This is a genomic window from Dyella sp. Tek66A03 (assembly GCF_052567735.1).
On the sequence record NZ_CP199584.1, the window covers coordinates 1,247,760 to 1,264,020 of the forward strand.

At 64.3% G+C, this 16,261-nt stretch carries 19 protein-coding genes; 13 read left to right on the plus strand and 6 right to left on the minus strand.

The genetic code is table 11. The features are described from left to right. The first annotated feature begins 9 nt into the window (after positions 1-9). The 8 genes from ACT01B_RS05505 (at position 10) to ACT01B_RS05540 (ending at position 6,098) form a co-directional block, all read left to right on the plus strand. Positions 10-534 (plus strand): RNA polymerase sigma factor, encoded by a 525-nt coding sequence (locus tag ACT01B_RS05505; protein WP_445147431.1) that lies wholly within the window; start codon positions 10-12, stop codon positions 532-534. 5 nt (positions 535-539) lie between these two features. Beyond that, the gene (locus tag ACT01B_RS05510; RefSeq protein WP_445146371.1) at positions 540-1,199 is read left to right on the plus strand and encodes an NrsF family protein; all 660 of its coding nucleotides are present in this window, start codon (positions 540-542) and stop codon (positions 1,197-1,199) included. Between the two features lie 516 nt (positions 1,200-1,715). Continuing rightward, entirely contained in the window at positions 1,716-2,021 is a 306-nt protein-coding gene (locus ACT01B_RS05515) for a hypothetical protein (RefSeq protein ID WP_445146372.1), read from the plus strand. A 252-nt stretch (positions 2,022-2,273) separates the two neighbouring features. Beyond that, positions 2,274-2,666 carry a ribosome silencing factor gene (rsfS, locus tag ACT01B_RS05520; RefSeq protein WP_445146373.1) on the plus strand — a complete coding sequence of 131 codons (393 nt, stop codon included), beginning with the start codon at positions 2,274-2,276 and terminating at the stop codon, positions 2,664-2,666. 87 nt (positions 2,667-2,753) lie between these two features. Continuing rightward, on the plus strand, positions 2,754-3,224 hold the full coding sequence (gene rlmH, locus ACT01B_RS05525) for a 23S rRNA (pseudouridine(1915)-N(3))-methyltransferase RlmH (RefSeq protein ID WP_445146374.1): 471 nt from the start codon (positions 2,754-2,756) through the stop codon (positions 3,222-3,224). A gap of 215 nt (positions 3,225-3,439) precedes the next feature. Further along, positions 3,440-3,889 carry a GNAT family N-acetyltransferase gene (locus tag ACT01B_RS05530; protein WP_445146375.1) on the plus strand — a complete coding sequence of 150 codons (450 nt, stop codon included), beginning with the start codon at positions 3,440-3,442 and terminating at the stop codon, positions 3,887-3,889. 92 nt (positions 3,890-3,981) lie between these two features. After that, positions 3,982-5,496, plus strand: coding sequence for an acetyl-CoA hydrolase/transferase family protein (locus ACT01B_RS05535; protein WP_445146376.1), 1,515 nt, complete (start codon positions 3,982-3,984; stop codon positions 5,494-5,496). 32 nt (positions 5,497-5,528) lie between these two features. Further along, positions 5,529-6,098 (plus strand): Maf family protein, encoded by a 570-nt coding sequence (locus ACT01B_RS05540; protein ID WP_445146377.1) that lies wholly within the window; start codon positions 5,529-5,531, stop codon positions 6,096-6,098. Here ACT01B_RS05540 and ACT01B_RS05545 read toward each other — a convergent pair. Beyond that, positions 6,095-6,979 (minus strand): lysostaphin resistance A-like protein, encoded by an 885-nt coding sequence (locus ACT01B_RS05545; RefSeq protein WP_445146378.1) that lies wholly within the window; start codon positions 6,977-6,979, stop codon positions 6,095-6,097. The two genes, ACT01B_RS05540 and ACT01B_RS05545, sit on opposite strands and share 4 nt — an antisense overlap. Positions 6,980-7,119: 140 nt before the next feature. Here ACT01B_RS05545 and ACT01B_RS05550 point away from each other — a divergent pair, with 140 nt between their 5' ends. Continuing rightward, positions 7,120-8,670, plus strand: a complete 1,551-nt coding sequence (locus ACT01B_RS05550; RefSeq protein WP_445146379.1) for a hemolysin family protein — start codon at positions 7,120-7,122, stop codon at positions 8,668-8,670. 107 nt (positions 8,671-8,777) lie between these two features. Here ACT01B_RS05550 and ACT01B_RS05555 read toward each other — a convergent pair whose 3' ends face one another. Next, on the minus strand, positions 8,778-9,173 hold the full coding sequence (locus ACT01B_RS05555; RefSeq protein WP_445146380.1) for an MAPEG family protein: 396 nt from the start codon (positions 9,171-9,173) through the stop codon (positions 8,778-8,780). A 115-nt stretch (positions 9,174-9,288) separates the two neighbouring features. Between ACT01B_RS05555 and ypfJ the strand changes: the two genes are divergently transcribed. Next, positions 9,289-10,146 (plus strand): KPN_02809 family neutral zinc metallopeptidase, encoded by an 858-nt coding sequence (gene ypfJ / locus ACT01B_RS05560; protein WP_445146381.1) that lies wholly within the window; start codon positions 9,289-9,291, stop codon positions 10,144-10,146. Between the two features lie 103 nt (positions 10,147-10,249). Further along, positions 10,250-10,609, plus strand: coding sequence for a YkgJ family cysteine cluster protein (locus ACT01B_RS05565; protein ID WP_445146382.1), 360 nt, complete (start codon positions 10,250-10,252; stop codon positions 10,607-10,609). A gap of 12 nt (positions 10,610-10,621) precedes the next feature. Here ACT01B_RS05565 and ACT01B_RS05570 read toward each other — a convergent pair whose 3' ends face one another. Then, positions 10,622-11,401, minus strand: a complete 780-nt coding sequence (locus ACT01B_RS05570) for an anti-sigma factor family protein (protein WP_445146383.1) — start codon at positions 11,399-11,401, stop codon at positions 10,622-10,624. Next, the gene (locus ACT01B_RS05575) at positions 11,388-11,891 is read right to left on the minus strand and encodes a sigma-70 family RNA polymerase sigma factor (RefSeq protein ID WP_445146384.1); all 504 of its coding nucleotides are present in this window, start codon (positions 11,889-11,891) and stop codon (positions 11,388-11,390) included. Before ACT01B_RS05575 ends, ACT01B_RS05570 begins: the two co-directional genes overlap by 14 nt. 244 nt (positions 11,892-12,135) lie before the next feature. Here ACT01B_RS05575 and ACT01B_RS05580 point away from each other — a divergent pair, with 244 nt between their 5' ends. Both ACT01B_RS05580 and ACT01B_RS05585 read left to right on the plus strand, forming a co-directional pair. Further along, entirely contained in the window at positions 12,136-13,077 is a 942-nt protein-coding gene (locus tag ACT01B_RS05580; protein ID WP_445146385.1) for a metallophosphoesterase family protein, read from the plus strand. Then, a complete protein-coding gene (locus ACT01B_RS05585; RefSeq protein WP_445146386.1) occupies positions 13,074-13,436 on the plus strand; it encodes a cupredoxin domain-containing protein in 363 nt (120 codons plus the stop codon). Before ACT01B_RS05580 ends, ACT01B_RS05585 begins: the two co-directional genes overlap by 4 nt. Here ACT01B_RS05585 and ACT01B_RS05590 read toward each other — a convergent pair. After that, a complete protein-coding gene (locus tag ACT01B_RS05590) occupies positions 13,423-14,232 on the minus strand; it encodes a dioxygenase family protein (RefSeq protein ID WP_445146387.1) in 810 nt (269 codons plus the stop codon). The genes ACT01B_RS05585 and ACT01B_RS05590 overlap by 14 nt on opposite strands. A 149-nt stretch (positions 14,233-14,381) precedes the next feature. Continuing rightward, positions 14,382-16,259, minus strand: a complete 1,878-nt coding sequence (locus ACT01B_RS05595; RefSeq protein ID WP_445146388.1) for a DEAD/DEAH box helicase — start codon at positions 16,257-16,259, stop codon at positions 14,382-14,384. Positions 16,260-16,261 lie beyond the last annotated feature (2 nt).

Genomic DNA, 16,261 nt, shown 5'->3' on the forward strand with positions numbered 1-16,261 from the left:
GCGGCGTGGATGGCGGCGGCCCAGGATGGCAATAAAAACGCCTACGAACGGGTGCTGGCGAGTTCGGTACCCTTGATCCGCGCCGCGGCACGGCGCCAGGGCTTGGGGGTGGACCAGCTCGATGACGTGGTGCAGGAAACCTTGCTGACCGTGCATCGCGTCCGTCAAACCTATGATCCCAGTCGCTCCTACGATGCCTGGCTGAGCGCCATTGCCAGTCGTCGAGCGGTGGACGCGTTGCGAAGCCATGGCCGTCGTGGCCGTCGCGAGCTGCATGACGAACGCGCGCTCGATCTGCATCCCGACGTGGACGATGCCACGGCTGCGGCCGAGCGCGAGCAGGAGGCGCGCCGCCTGCGCGCAGCCATCGCGACGCTGCCGCCGGGGCAACGCGAGGCCATCGAGCAGCTCGGTCTTAAGGAGCACAGCCTGGCCGAAGCCGCGGCGCACACCGGTCGCCAGCCCGGTGCGCTTAAAGTGAATCTGCACCGCGCCTTGAAGGCGCTACGCACCCGTTTCCATGGAGACCCCTGAGCATCATGTCCGAGCCGCGACTCACGGAGTCACTGATCCAGTCACTGGGCGAACAGCTCACGCCAGTGCGACGCCTGCCGTCGCCCTGGCTGCGCACGGTCGGCTGGTTGCTGGCGGTGGCGGCGATCGCGGCGTGGCTGCTGGCGCACTACGGGATTACCCACATGCTGCAACGCTGGAGCGGCCAGCCTGACATCGCACTGGCCGGCATCGGCGCGGTGGTGACGGCCGTGTGTGCGGCGTGGGCGGCGTTTTCGCTCGGTGTGCCCGGGCGTCCTGCGCGCTGGGCCTGGCTGCCGCTGCCCGGGCTGTTGCTGTGGATCGGGGCGAGCGGCGTGGGTTGCCTGCGCGTATGGGTAGCCCCGGCCACCCACATCGCCAGCCTGCACGAAGCGAATGACTGCCTGATCTTCATCATCAGTTTCTCGATACCGCTTTCGGCCTTGCTGATCTGGTTGCTGCGGCGAGCCTGTCCGCTAAGGCCCGTGCTGACGGCGGTGATGATCGGCCTGGCCAGTGCAGCGGCTTCGGCGAGCTTGCTGGAGATCTGTCACGCTTTCGATGCCGCCGCCACCGACCTGATGATGCATGCCCTGGCGGTGGCCGTGGTGGTCGCCGTCAATGCCGCCATGGGTGGTCGTCTGCTGCAGCCCGCGCTGAAGTAAGCACCGCGCCACGGCGTGAAGGGCGACCGGAAGTAGATGCGATTGCATCTCAAGCAGGGTGGTGCAATGCGACATGCGCGCCGCATGAGGCGTCGCGATCGCCAAGCGGCGGCGCCAGCATGAAGTCTGACGGGCCATGAGACGGGAGCCGATGGCGCGCGACACGGGTGACGCCAGCGATGCCAGTGGGCAGCGCAGCAATCCGCCGGAAGAGCCTCGCGCCTGATGATATTGATGCTGAACGGGCGTCTTGCCGGAGCACATCCCTATGCCACGCACAGGTATAACCTTGTCCCGTTGGCGGGCGCAGAGGCAGGCGGAGCGCGCTCGTCGAAAGTGCCATCACGGATCAGGGACGAACCGTTCGCATCGGGCAGGACCGCTGATGTGGCGTGGCCGGAACCGACGAACTCGGTACCGGATCACCGATGCCGCTCGGGACGGGCGGCAACGGTAGCTCCATGGAAGTGCGGCGATGTCGCACGGTTACCCCACCGACTCAGGAGATATGTACCCATGAAAGTTTCCCGTTACACCGTACTCGCCCTCGCGACCGCCGTCGCCTTCGGCGTGGCCATGTCGCCGGTCATGGCGCAGAGCACGCCCCCCCCGCAGTCCGCTACTGACACCAGCAAGGACGCGATGAAGTCCAGTTCGGACGCCATGAAGTCCAACTCGGATGCCATGAAGTCTTCCAGCGATGCGATGAAGAGCGAAACCAAGGACGCATCCAGCGATGCCACCAAGAGCGCTACGCATCACAAGAAACAGCACCCGAAGAAGACCGCGGAGCCCGCCACGCCACCGGCAAACGGCGGCTGATGGCGTGAGTGACTGATTCGGCCCCCCTGTCCCAAGGGGAGCGCTGTCGAGGGCATGGTGTCCGAGGCCGCGAAACACCGCGGGCTCGGCGCCATGCCCTCTTTATGTCTGACGAAAGCCGGCCAGCGGAGGGCCACCATGGGAGCTATGGCCGAAGCCATACGCAGCCTGGCTTGACGTGGCCTTCAGGCGAGGGCGTTATACTGGCGCCGCGCCATCCCGCGCATCGATCCCGCATCGAGGCAACCGCACTTGAGTCCGACTTCCCAGCGCAGCACCAAATCCGCCACCACGGCGGTCGTTCGTCAGCACGTTATCGACGCCCTCGACGAACTGAAAGCCAAGGACATTCGCGAAATCGACGTCCGCGGCAAAACCTCCATCGCTGATTTGCTGGTTATCGCCTCCGGCACCTCGGCACGCCATGTCAAATCCATTGCCGACGAAGTCGTCAAGTTCGCCAAGAAGGCGGGCGTGATGCCGCTTGGTGTGGAAGGCGAGCAAGAAGCCGAGTGGGTGCTGGTCGACCTGGGCGATGTGATCGTCCATGTCATGCTGCCGCGTATTCGCGAGTTCTATGGCCTGGAAAGGCTGTGGACCGTGGGTGATCGCGACACCCATATGGAAGCCGTCAGCGCGGGCTAAAGGGCCCGCGTGATGGCGGTACTTGCGCCGCGCCGCTCTTGAAGCGTGCGCGTGCTCTGTCGCTTTCTCCTTTTTTGGCATCTAAGAATGCGCGCGCGCCTGATTGCCGTCGGTGAACGCATGCCCGCCTGGGTAGCCGAGGGCTTTGCCGAGTACCGCAAGCGGTTGTCGCATGACTTGCCGCTGGAGTTGATCGAACTGAAGCCCGGCACGCGCGGCAAGGGGCGCGACGACGCGCGCGCGATTCAGGACGAAGGCACGGCGATCCTGGCGGCACTCCCACGCGACATCCACGTGGTCGCGCTGGATGGGCGAGGCAAAACCTGGTCCAGCGAAGAACTCGCCGCGCAATTGGAAAAGTGGCGCATGTCCGGCCGCGACCTCGCCTTTCTGATTGGCGGCCCCGACGGTCACGCGCCAGAGGTATTGGCGCGCGCGGACCAACAGTGGTCACTCGGCCCGCTTACCCTGCCGCACATGCTGGTGCGGCTGGTCCTGGCCGAGCAGTTGTATCGCGCCACCACCCTGCTTTCAGGTCACCCCTACCACCGCGCGTGATAAACCGGCTGTGCAGGAGCGCGCCCTGTGCGCGACAAACCGGCAGGACTGCCGGTTTGCACAGCGCTAGCTGCCCGTAGGGCGAGGGCCAAGGATGGCCCGAGTGAAAAGCCTACGGAGCCGTAACGTCGTGATCGCGCACAGGGTGGGCTCCTACAAGGGGCGGCATGCTGTCGCATACTCGATCCACCTTTATCAGCCACGGGAAACAACGCATGTCCATCACGGTGCGTCAGGCCACCATCCATGATCTTGATCTCGTCGCACCGCTGTTCGACAGCTATCGGCAGTTCTACGACAGGCCCGCTGACCTGGGGCTGGCGCAACGTTTTTTGCGCGAACGGTTCCAGCATCACGAGTCGGTGCTGCTGCTGGCGGTGAACGAGCAAGGTGTGGGCATCGGCTTCACTCAGCTGTATGCCCTGTTTTCATCGGTGCGAGCCGCGCGCACTTATCTTCTCAATGATCTTTTCGTGGTGCCTGAGGCACGCCGCGCTGGCGTCGCCGTTGCTCTCATGCGCGAAGCTGCCGATTTTGCGCGCGCCATGGGCGCGGTAGGCATGTCGCTATCCACGGCGCATACCAACACGTCGGCACAACGACTGTATGAATCGCTGGGCTGGAAACGCGACGAACAGTTTCGCGAATACAACCTTGTATTGTGAGTGATTTCCTAGCTCAGACGTTTGTCTAAGCAGGCCAATCGCCTGGCGCACGCCGGGTTACCATCCGTGCCATGTGCGCAGGAGTAACCACCATGGACAAGCGTATTCGTCACGCGGGTTTGGCCAGTAAGGTCATGACGGCAGCCCAGGCCGCCGAACTGATCGACCCCGGCATGACGATAGGTATGAGCGGTTTTACCGGTGCCGGTTACCCCAAGGCAGTGCCGAAGGCGCTGGCCGATCGGATGATGGCGACGCAGGGACACGGCGATCCGTTCCGCGTTCGGGTGTTGACCGGTGCTTCAACCGCACCCGAGCTCGACGGTGCGCTCGCTCGCGCCGATGGTATCGACATGCGTTTGCCGTATCAGTCCGATCCCGAGTTGCGTGCGCGCATCAATCGCGGCGAAATGGACTATCTCGATATCCACCTGAGCCATGTGGCGCAGTACGCGTGGTTCGGTTTCTTCGGCAAGCTCGACCTGGCGGTGATCGAGGCCACGGCCATCCTGCCGGATGGAAGTCTGTTGCCGTCCTCTTCGGTGGGTAACAACAAGACCTGGCTGGACCTCGCCGACAAGGTCATCATCGAGGTCAATCACTGGCAGCCGCTCGAAATGGACGGCATGCACGATATCTACTACGGCACCGCGTTGCCGCCGCACCGCAGGCCGATTCCGTTGATCAAGCCGGACGACCGCATCGGCGAGCCTTATCTGCGCTGCGATCCGGCCAAGGTCATCGCCGTGGTGGAAACCCATGCGCCGGATCGCAACAGCGCGTTTGCACCCATCGATGAAACTTCCAGGCGCATCGCCGGCCATCTGATCGAGTTCTTCCGTCATGAGATTGCGAAGGGCCGTCTCAGCCCGCAGCTGCTGCCCTTGCAATCGGGTGTCGGCAATATCGCCAATGCCGTGCTCGCCGGTTTGCAGGAGGGCGGTTTCAGCGGCTTGACCGCGTATACCGAGGTGATCCAGGACGGCATGCTCGAGCTGCTCGCCCATGGTGTTGTGAGCAGCGTATCGGCGAACTCGTTCTCGCTCAGTCCGGTGGGTATCGAGCGCTTCCTTGCGGACATCGAGTTCTTCCGCAAGCGCATCATTCTGCGCACGCAGGAGATCTCCAATCATCCGGAGCTGGTGCGACGACTGGGCTGCATTGCCATGAATGGCATGGTCGAGGCCGACCTCTACGGCAACGTCAATTCGACCCACGTGGCGGGCACCAGCATCATCAACGGCATCGGTGGTTCCGGCGACTTCGCGCGCAACGGTTTCCTGTCCTGCTTCCTCACGCCCAGCACCGCGAAGAACGGCGCGATATCCTGCTTGGTGCCGATGGTCAGCCACGTAGACCATACCGAGCACGATGTGTCGGTGCTGGTGACGGAGCAGGGCCTGGCCGACTTGCGCGGGCTGTCGCCGCGGCAGCGCGCCCGGGTCATTGTTGAACACTGTGCGCATCCGACTTATCGTCCGCTCTTGCAGGATTACTTCGAGCGGGCCTTGCGCGACAGCCGCGGCAAGCACACGCCGCATCTGCTCGCCGAGGCGCTGGCCTGGCACGAGCGATTTCTCGAAACCGGCGACATGCGGCCAACATAGGCCGCGTCACTCTCCACGGACCTAGGCACCCCATGCTCTACCTCGCTTCCCAATCACCGCGCCGTCGCCAGTTGCTCGAACAGATTGGCGTGGACTTCCGCACCGTCGACGTCGACGTGCCCGAGCAGCGCGCCATCGCCGAATCGCCACGCGAGTACGTAAGCCGCGTGGCTCGCGAGAAGGCGCTGGCCGGGCTCGCCGCCTTGAGCGACGCCAGCGCGGTCGTGCTTGGAGCCGATACGGAAGTGGTGCTCGATAATGAAGTCTTCGGCAAACCGGTGGACGCGGCCGACGCCACCGCCATGCTGCGTCGACTGTCGGGGCGCGTGCATGAGGTGATTTCCATCGTATGGCTGATCAGCCACGCCGGGGAATGGAGTGATACCAGCGTGTCACGTGTGCGCATGCCCGAGCTGGATGCCGCGACCATCAAGGCCTACATCGCTACTGGCGAGGCGTTCGGCAAGGCGGGTGCGTACGCGATCCAGGGCCACGGCGCGAAGTTGATCGAACACCTCGACGGCAGCCACTCCGGCGTCATGGGGCTGCCGATTTTCGAAACCGCGCGCCTGCTGCGTGCGCATTCGTTGATGACGACCTAACTGCTCGACGTCATCACAAACCACGACACCACGGCGAGCAGGTTATTCATGCTGTGCGCCAGCACGGCCGGCCAGATCGAGCCCGACTGCACTCTTAGCCAGCCGAGCAACAGTCCCAGCAAGGCCAGGTTGGGCAGCGCATACCAGAGAAAAGACAGGTCGGGCAGGTGAACGCAGGCGAAGAAGACGGCGGTGAGCACGATCGCCCAGCCACGTCCCACGTAGCGAGCGATCGACGACAGCAGCACGCCGCGAAACAACAGTTCTTCCACCAGCGGGCCGATGCTCACCACCAGCAGGGCGAGAGGGATGCGCAAGGGCAGGGAGATATGCGCCCCGAGCTGTTTGATGTCTTGGCTGACCTCGTGGCCCTGCGCCAACCACTGCGTCAACATGCCGCCGACAAAAGGCGTGGCCAGGCCAAGTATCAGGGCAAGCAGGTACATGGCCGGCTGTTTGGACATGGCAAAGCCGAAACCGGGTGGTTCGGCCTTGGACCAAAGCTCTGGCCACCAGCGGCGCGCCAGATGCAGGATCACGGCGGCCGCTACCAGTAGGGTGGCGATGACGGCGATGGCGCTCGCATCCGAATGGGCCAGCCACGCGCGTCCACCGGTGATGATCGAGGTGATATCGCCACCGTGTTGCGCGAGACCTACCAGGCCCGCAGCGAGTCCGATGACGGCGGCAACGGTGAGCTGCAGCGCAAAATACAGTGCGATCAGGCCAAGGGCATACCAGACGCCGGGCGCCAAGGCGGTAGGAGCGGGAGCAGGTGGCGAAAGGGGAGGAGCGTAATTCGGATGGTTCGCATCCATCGATGGTGGGTCCTGCAGGCGAGCGTCCAGATGGCTTTCGCCAGGACGCAACGCGCTCGTCATCTGGCGTCCCCACGCTAGCCCCTGCCGCCGGACGGGCGCAATCCTGCCCTTTGGCACGGGGGCTTGCGCAGCGTTCACGAAGTCGCCCTGTATAGTTGCAACACGTTCCAAGGAGGAAACTGGCGCTTCGGTGCCGACCCATGTTCGCTTTCGACTGGCTGGCCGACCCTACTGCCTGGGCCGGTCTCCTCACCCTGGTGGTGCTGGAGATCGTGCTCGGTATCGACAATCTCGTTTTCATTGCGATCCTCGCCGACAAGCTGCCGGCACGGGAGCGCGACAAGGCCCGCGTGCTCGGCCTCTCGCTGGCCCTGGTCATGCGCCTGGCGCTGCTGGGTGCGATGTCGTGGCTGGTGAAACTCACCGCGCCCATCATTGCCTGGCAAGGCATCTCGTTTTCGTGGCGCGACATCATCCTCTTGCTAGGTGGCGCCTTCCTGCTGTTCAAAGCCACCGTGGAGCTGCACGAGCGGCTGGAGGCGGATGACGACCACGATGCCGCCAAGCGTGTGCCGGCCCGATTCTGGCTGGTGGTCGCGCAAATCGTGGCGCTCGATGCGGTGTTCTCGCTCGACTCAGTGATTACCGCCGTCGGTATGGTCGATCACCTGTCGGTGATGATGGTCGCGGTGGTGATTGCGATGATCCTGATGATCAGCGCGAGCAAGCCGCTGACCAACTTCGTCAACGCGCGGCCGACGGTGGTGATCCTGTGCCTGTCGTTCCTGCTGATGATCGGTTTCAGCCTGGTCGCCGAGGCCTTTGGCTTCCATATTCCGAAGGGCTATTTGTACGCGGCCATCGGTTTCTCGATCTTGATCGAGGTGTTCAACCAGACCATGCGTCGCAATCGCCGGCGCAGTCTGTTCAGCAGCGCGCGTACCTTGCGTGACCGCACCGCGATGGCGGTGTTGAACCTGCTGGGCGGCGACGATGAAAAGGACACCTCGAAGACCGCTGCCGTAGCCACGGACGGCAGCGCGGCCATGTTCGGCAAGGACGAGCTGGCGATGGTGCAGGGCGTGCTGGACCTGGCGCACCGACCGGTGCGTTCCATCATGACGCCGCGCCCCGAGATCAACTGGATCGATCCGCGCGAAAGCGCCGAGCAATTGCGCGCCGAAGTCACGTCTTCCAATCATGCCTGGCTGCCGGTGGCGGGTGACGATCTCGACCAGTTGGTCGGCGTGGCCTCCTCGCGCGATCTGCTGGCGAGCCTGCTCGAACACGGGCAGATCGACGTCGACAACGTCGTGCGCAAACCGCTCACGGTGCTGGAGTCGCTCAGCGTATTGCGCCTGATCGAAGAGTTCCGCCGCTCGCCGCTGCAGGTGGCCCTGGTGGTGGATGAGTACGGCAGCGTGCTTGGGCTGGTGACGCCCACCGATGTGCTTGAAGTGATTGCCGGTGAATTTCCCGATGACGAAAGCGGCGACCCATCCTTCGTGCAGGAAAGCGACGGCAGCTGGATGCTGGATGCGAGCCTGGACCTGCGGCGTGTCGAACACCTGCTCGGCTTCAAGCTAAGCGGCGACGACAGTTTCTCCACGCTGGCCGGCTATGTGCTGCAACAGCTGGGGCGCTTGCCCAGCGCCGGTGACAGCTTTACCAGTGAAGGCTTGCGCTTCGAAGTGGTGGCCATGGACGGGGCGCGCATCGAACGCCTCAAGGTAATGCCAGTCAACGGGTAGGTGTGCCACACCGCCACACGGAGCAGTCCGTGTCGCTCGGCACCTTCTCCCCCGAGGGGAGAAGGTGTTCACAGTCGCCGCTCGGCGGTCGAAGCAAGGGCTGGCGCTCAGCCCGCGAGCATGGCCCGGACCAGTCCGATGACGCCCAGTAGCAGCATCACCGCCCAGCCGGCCGAGGACACCATGAAGCCGGGGCCGCGCTTGGACGGGTCCTTCAGGTAGGCCACGGCATACCACACGCGGCCAAATACCCAGACCAGTCCGGCGAGGCTGCCCCACAGGGCGAAGCCGTACTGCACGGCCAGCCACAGCGTGGGCAGGAAGATCACGGTGGATTCGAGCGTATTCATCTGCACGCGCCAGGCCCGCTCGAAGCCCGGATGGCCGCTGATCGCGGGTGCCTTGATATCGTACTTCTCGCGCGCTTTGCCGGTGGCCCACATGGTGCCGATCTGCAGCAGGATGGTGAGCAAAACTACGACGGCGGGCAGGTGCAGGGCCATGACGGACTCTCGTGTAAGGAGGCCCACTGTAGCCAGCACGCGCACGTAGCGGGAGGGGGCGCAAGGCGCTATCGTCACCCGGACACCGAAGTGGTGCGCGATCGAGGGCCATCCTATGGATTGGCAAAAGGGCGAGCGCAGTGAGAACGTCGAGGTCGATAGTGGCGGCGGCGGTCCGCGCTTCGGTGGCGGCCGCGGCTTGGGCATCGGCGGGATCATCATCCTGGCGATTCTCGGCCTGGTGTTCTTCAAGGATCCCACGGCCCTGCTCAATCAGGCGAACGACGGCAGCCAGGTCGTGGCGCCTACCGGCGAGCCGGCCCAGGTCGATCCGCAGACCAAGGATTTCGTCAGCGCGATCCTCGGTTCCACGGAAAAGACCTGGGGCGACATCTTTGCGGCGCATGGCCAGCAATATGTCGATCCCAAGCTCGATCTGTTCAGTGGTGGCGTGAATACCGCCTGCGGCTCGGCGTCGACCGCGGTCGGCCCGTTCTACTGTCCTGGCGACCAAAAGGTCTACCTGGACGTCGCGTTCTTCCAGGAGCTGGAGAACCGCTTCCATGCATCGGGCGATTTCGCGCGGGCTTATGTCATCGCACATGAAGTCGGCCACCACGTGCAGAATCTGATCGGCGTGTTCGATCAGGTGGAGCAGGCACGCCGTCGGGGTGCGCGCATGGAAGGCGCGGACGGCTTGTCGGTACGGCAGGAATTGCAGGCCGACTGCTTTGCCGGCGTCTGGGCCAATCACAGCCAGCAACGGCTGCAGTGGCTGCAGCCCGGCGATATCGAGTCGGCCCTCAATGCCGCCAGCAAGATCGGCGACGACGCGTTGCAGCAGCAGGCGCAAGGCCGGGTGGTGCCCGACTCCTTCACCCACGGCACTTCGGCGCAGCGTGTGCAGTGGTTCCGCGCCGGTTTCGAAAGCGGGGATATGGCCAGCTGCAATACGTTTGCCGGCCCGCTCTGAACGCCTGTCTTGCACCGAACGTGTAAAGGCCCGCCACGAGCGGGCCTTCACCGTTCTAAAATGGCGACGCTGCACGCCTTGGGGTGTGCCTTTGTAAAGACTGATGCTGCATCCCTGCCTTCGTTGCGGCGCCTGCTGCGCCTATTTCCGCGTGGCCTTCCACTGGTCAGAGGCGGAAGCGTCCCTGGGCGGCGTGGTTCCGCCGGCGCTGACCGAAACGCTCGATCCTCATCGCCTGGTAATGCGCGGCACCCAGGCGTCGAAGCCGCGATGCGTGGCCTTGCAGGGCACGGTGGGAGAGGCTGCGCATTGCGGCATTTACGAGGTACGGCCCTCGGTTTGTCGGGAGGTGCAGCCGTCGTGGGAGTTTGCTGCGATCAGTCCTCAATGCGACAAGGCACGCATCGCGCACGGATTGCCCGTGCTGACCCCGGCAGACTGGCCCCTAGCTCAGGGCGATTGATCCACCTACGAGCTAGCGCGCGGGAGGCGCCCCCGCCTCATTCTGGAAAGCGAGTACGAACTGCTTCAAGTCGTTCTCATTGACGTCCGAGATAGCCACGAACTGCATGCCGTCGGCGCGCCAGCGAATCACCGTATAGCCATGTCGCTGCGTCTGCACCTGTGCGGCTGCAGCAACATCCGCAGGCCACTGGTACAAGTTGATGACATGCAGGCGCCGCTTGTAGATCAGTGCGGCGACACCGTGGCCTTCGACGGCATCGAGCCGCCCGCCGATCAGCGGGAAGCCTTCGCTGGCAAGATCCTTAACACGCGGTGAGAAATCGAGCTTGCCCTCGAACCACGGCTTGACCGTATGTTGATCGGTCGACACCACATCCATCAAATGCTGCTCCTGCAGCGAACGGACATGGCCCGAGATCACCTCGGCCACAAGCTGATCGTCGCCCAGGGCAGGCTGCCGCCACGCGTGGAACCAGGCCGGACTGGTGATAAGCAGCGCGCCCGCGAAGCCGGCCGCCATGGCGAAGGCGAGCGGTGCACGGCGACGGGGTAGCGACTGGGGAACCGCGACTACGGGCCTGGCCTGACTCCAACGCTGGCGCAGTGCATCCGGCGCGCGCCGGTACAGCGATGGCTGCGCGAGCGCCTTGTGCAAGGTGGCATAGGTGCCGTAGCGGGCCGTGCAGGCGGCGCAGTCCTGCATATGCTGGGCGACGGCTGCACTGTTTGCCGCATCGAGTTCGTCGTCGAGATAGGCGTGCAGGAGCAGCCTGGTGTCATCGCACATCATGGCGACGTACCTCCTTGGGTCGGCAAGTCAGCTCGGCTTTCAAGCGCTCGCGGGCGCGTGCCAGTCGGGACATGACCGTGCCGATTTTCTGTTCGGTGATCGCGGCAATTTCCTTGTACGAGCACTCTTCCAGTTCGCGCAGCACGATGACTTCGCGCAGCGGTGGCGGCAGGTGCTCCAAGGCGGCCTGCAACGCACCCACGTCCACCGCTAGCAAGGTCAGCGTTTCGGGCGAAGGGCCTTCGTCGATCAGTGGATGAGCCTCGTCGTCAAGCGTGGCGTGAAACGCATCCTGGGGCATCTTCGCGCGCAGCGTATAGAACGTATTGCGTACGATTGCGAGCAGCCATACGCGCGCATCGCCGCCGTGGAAGCTGTCGAAATAGCGCAGCGCGCGCAGCATCGCTTCCTGCACGACATCCTGTGCATCCGCATCGTCGTGGGCGAGCCAACGCGCAAGGTTGTAAGCGGCATCGAGGTACGGAAGCACGAGCGACTCGAAGCGAGTGCTTCTCGCTGGGTCGTGGCTCGGTGATCCGGCGGGCGCGTCGATGGGCATAAGAGGAATACCTCGGCTGGCGCCACTTTATTCCAAGTCCGGGTGGCGAGCGTGCAGGTGGACTTTTCGTGGGAATAGACCCCCGGCTCCGTCGGTAATGCAGGGTGAAGGGCGCGTTGAGTAGACGCCCGCATTCCGAATGGCTGCACGGCCACCTAGCCTGGAGATTCCGATCATGCAAGACAGCGAAGACAACGAAGTGGGCGGCCGTCGCCAATTCCTCAAGTGCATGGCCTGGGCGGGCGCGGGCACGCTATGGTTGATGAAAGGGGGCGTGCTGCAGGCACAGCCGCTGGGCGAGGGCGGCGCCATGGCTGCCACGGATGCCAGTTTCAGCTTCGTGCAGATCAGCGACTCGCATATCGGCTTTCACAAGGCGCCCAACATGGACGTGGCATCCACGCTTCGCGCGTCGCTGGCGATGGTCAATGCCCAGCCCTCGCGACCGGATTTCATGCTGCACACGGGCGACCTTACCCATCTGTCGAAACCCGAGGAGTTCGACACGCTGGCCGAACTCATGCGCGAGGCGCGCACCGACAAGGTGTTCTACGTGCCGGGCGAACACGATGTCATTGGCGATAACGGTGCCGAGTTCTTCCGCCGCTTTGGCGAGCGGCAGCAGTCCGGCGGTTGGTACAGCTTCGATCACCGCGGCGTGCATTTTGTCGGCCTGATCAATGTGCTCAATCTCAAGGCAGGCGGGCTAGGCTCGCTGGGTCCGGAGCAACTGGCATGGCTGAAAAAGGATCTGGCAGGTCGTTCCGCCGAGACACCGCTGGTGGTGTTTGCCCATATGCCGCTGTGGCCGCTGTACCCGCCCTGGGGCTGGGGCACGGACGACAGCGCCGAAGCCATGAGCTATCTGCGCCGCTTCGGCTCGGTCAGCGTGCTCAATGGCCACATCCATCAGATCCAGCAAAAGGTGGAGGGCAACATCACCTTCTATACCGCGCGCTCCACAGCTTATCCGCAGCCGGCGCCCGGCGTCGGGCCGGCCCCCGGACCGCTGAAGGATGTCGCGCCGGATGCGCTGCATCGCTACCTCGGCATCCGCGAGGTACGCCACGTGAAGGGTGGGCACGCGCTCGCGATCACCGACGAGGCCATGTCATGAACGCGAAGCGAGAGAGAGCCGCGGCACTTCTGCTTGGTGTGCTGTGTTGCAGCCTTAGCCCTGTCTTGCTTGCTGCAGCGGCAGACGCGTCGAGCCCGGCGAAGGCGACGACGTACCAGGTCGAGATACGCAACTTCGCCTTTGCGCCGCGCACGTTGACGGTGCCCGCTGGTACCCGGGTCGTGTGGACGAACCGGGACGACGAGCCACACGTGATTGCCAGTGCGGGCGGCGCCTTCGCTGGGTCGCACGCGCTCGATACCAGCGACAGCTACGCGATTACCTTCGCCAAGCCGGGAACGTACGCGTACTACTGTTCGATTCATCCGATGATGGTGGGAACCATCATCGTGCAGTGAGGTGCGCGTTCGCTCCGTCGAAGCGGTAGATATCCATCGCGAGCAGGCCGTACTCGATGCCGGCGTCGATGCGCTCGGCTTTTGCAGTGTTGCCTGTCGCGCCCAGCGCCACGAAAAGCGGCAAGAGGTGTTCGTCCGTGGGGTGTGCCTGTTCGGCAAAAGGCGCCTGGCGACGATAGTCGAGCAGGGCATCCACGTCGTTTTCTGCCAGCTTGCGTTCGATCCACTCGATGAACGGGCGTACGTAGGGAGCCTCGCGCTCCTCGCTATAGCCGGCGCGAAAGTCGTGCAGGTTGTGCGTGATGCTGCCTGAGCCGATCACCAGTACGCCCTCGTCACGCAGCGGTGCCAGCGCGCGACCCACGGCGTACTGATGCGCAGGCCCCAGTGCGGGCTGGATCGACATTGGCACCACCGGAATATCGGCTTCGGGGTAAAGCAGGCGCAAAGGCACCCAGGCGCCGTGGTCGAGCCCTTGCGTGGGGTCGAGCGTGGTCGGCAAGCCGGCCTTGTCGAGCAACTCGGTGACGCGCGCGGCGAGCTCCGGAGCGCCGGGCGCCGGGTACTGGATCTCGAACAGTTCGCGCGGAAAACCGTGGAAGTCGTGGATGGTTTCCGGCCGCTTGGCGCCACCGACTTGCGGTCGCCGGGCCAGCCAGTGTGCGGTCGCGATAACGACAGCCTTGGGGCGGGGCAGGGTGCGCGCCAGTTCGGCCAGACGCTCGCCCACCTGCCGCGGCTGGATGGCGGTCATCGGGGAGCCGTGGGAGATGTACAGACTGGGCAGGGCGGTCATGGCGGTTACCTCGGGGGACCACCATAGGGTAAGGGCGCCGCGCGAATTTGCTGCGCGCTTATGGTGAACGATGAGTCACGCCAATCGAACGATCGCACCGCTTGCCCGTCATTCCGGCCTAAGCCGGCATGACGGGCAAGCGTGCAAGCTTACTTCGCGCGACGCGGCGGCTTGCCACCACCATGGCCAGGCGGACGCGGCTTGCCACCACCAGCGCCCGGCTTCTTGAAGCCGCCCGGACGAGAGCCACCACCAGGACGGCGCGAAGCGGATTCCTCGGCACCGGTGTCGTTGCCGTCCCACTCCTTGATGCGCAGTTGCTGCTGGCTAACCCACACCTTCTGCAGGTGCGTGAACACCTCGGCGGGCATGCCATCGGGCAGGTCGATCAGGCTGTATTCGCCGCGGATGCTGAGGCGACCGATGAACCCACTTTCCAGGCCGGCTTCATTGGCGATGGCGCCGATGATGTTGCCCGGCTTCACGCCGTGCTCGTGGCCGACTTCCACGCGATAAGTGCGCTTGCCTTCCTCGGTGTGGTGAGCACGTACCGGACGCGCCACGAATTCACGCGGACCGCTGTCACGATCACGTGGGCGATGCTCGCGCTCGCCACGATCATGGCTGGCGTGCTCACGGGGATATTCACGGCTGCCCTGCTCGCGCGGGGTGTGCTCGCGTTTGGGCGGCGGCGTCAACAGCAACGGCTGCTTGCCCTGCGCGATGCGGGCAAGTGCAGCGGCGATTTCCATCGCCGGGATGTCGTGTTCCTGCTCGTACTGTTCGATCAGCTGCTGGAAAAATTCCAGCTCACCCAGCGCCAGCGTGTCGCTGATGCGCTGCTTGAACTTGGCGATGCGCTGGTCGTTGACCGCTTCCACCGTCGGCAGCTTCATTTCTTCGATGGGCTGACGGGTGGCGCGCTCAATCGAACGCAACATGCCCTTTTCGCGCGGCGTGACGAACAGAATCGCGTCACCGCTGCGGCCTGCGCGACCCGTACGGCCGATGCGGTGCACGTAGCTTTCCGTGTCGTACGGAATGTCGTAGTTCATCACGTGGCTGATGCGATCCACGTCGAGGCCGCGTGCGGCCACGTCGGTCGCCACCAGGATGTCCAGCTTGCCTTCCTTGAGCTGCTGGATCACACGCTCACGCTGCGCCTGCGCGATGTCGCCATTAATGGCGGCAGCGGCGAGGCCCCGTGCCTGCAACTTCTCGGCAAGCTCTTCGGTCGCCGTCTTGGTGCGCGCGAAGATGATCATCGCGTCGAACGGCTCGGCTTCGAGAATGCGCGTCATCGCATCGAGCTTGTGCATGCCGCTGACGAACCAGTAGCGCTGACGGATATTGGCAGCGGTGGTGGTGGACGACTTGATCGTCACTTCCACCGGATCCTTCAGATGACGCTGCGCGATCTTGCGGATCGGCGACGGCATGGTGGCCGAGAACAATGCCACCTGGCGGGTGGGCGGCGTCTTTTCCAGCACCTTCTCGACGTCGTCGATGAAGCCCATGCGGAGCATTTCATCGGCTTCGTCCAGCACCAGGAATTTCAGCTCGGACAAATCCAGCGTGCCACGATCCAGATGGTCGATGACGCGGCCAGGCGTGCCGACCACGATATGCACGCCGCGCTTGAGCGAGTGCAACTGCGGGCCATAGCTCTGACCGCCGTAGATCGGCAGCACCTGCAGGCCGGGCAAATGGGCGGCGTAACGCTGGAACGCCTCGGCGACCTGGATGGCCAGCTCGCGCGTCGGTGCCAGCACCAGCGCCTGCGGCTTGCCGGGCTTGAGGTTGATGCGCGAAAGCAACGGCAGCGCGAACGCGGCGGTCTTGCCGGTACCGGTCTGCGCCTGGCCGAGCACATCGCGGCCTTCCATCAGCGGCGGAATGGTGGCGGCCTGAATCGGCGATGGCGATTCATAACCGACGTCGGTCAGTACGCGCAGCACATCTGGATGAAGGCCAAGCGCAGCGAAGCCGGCGGCTGCCGGCTGGGAATCGGAAGACGGGGAGGACATGG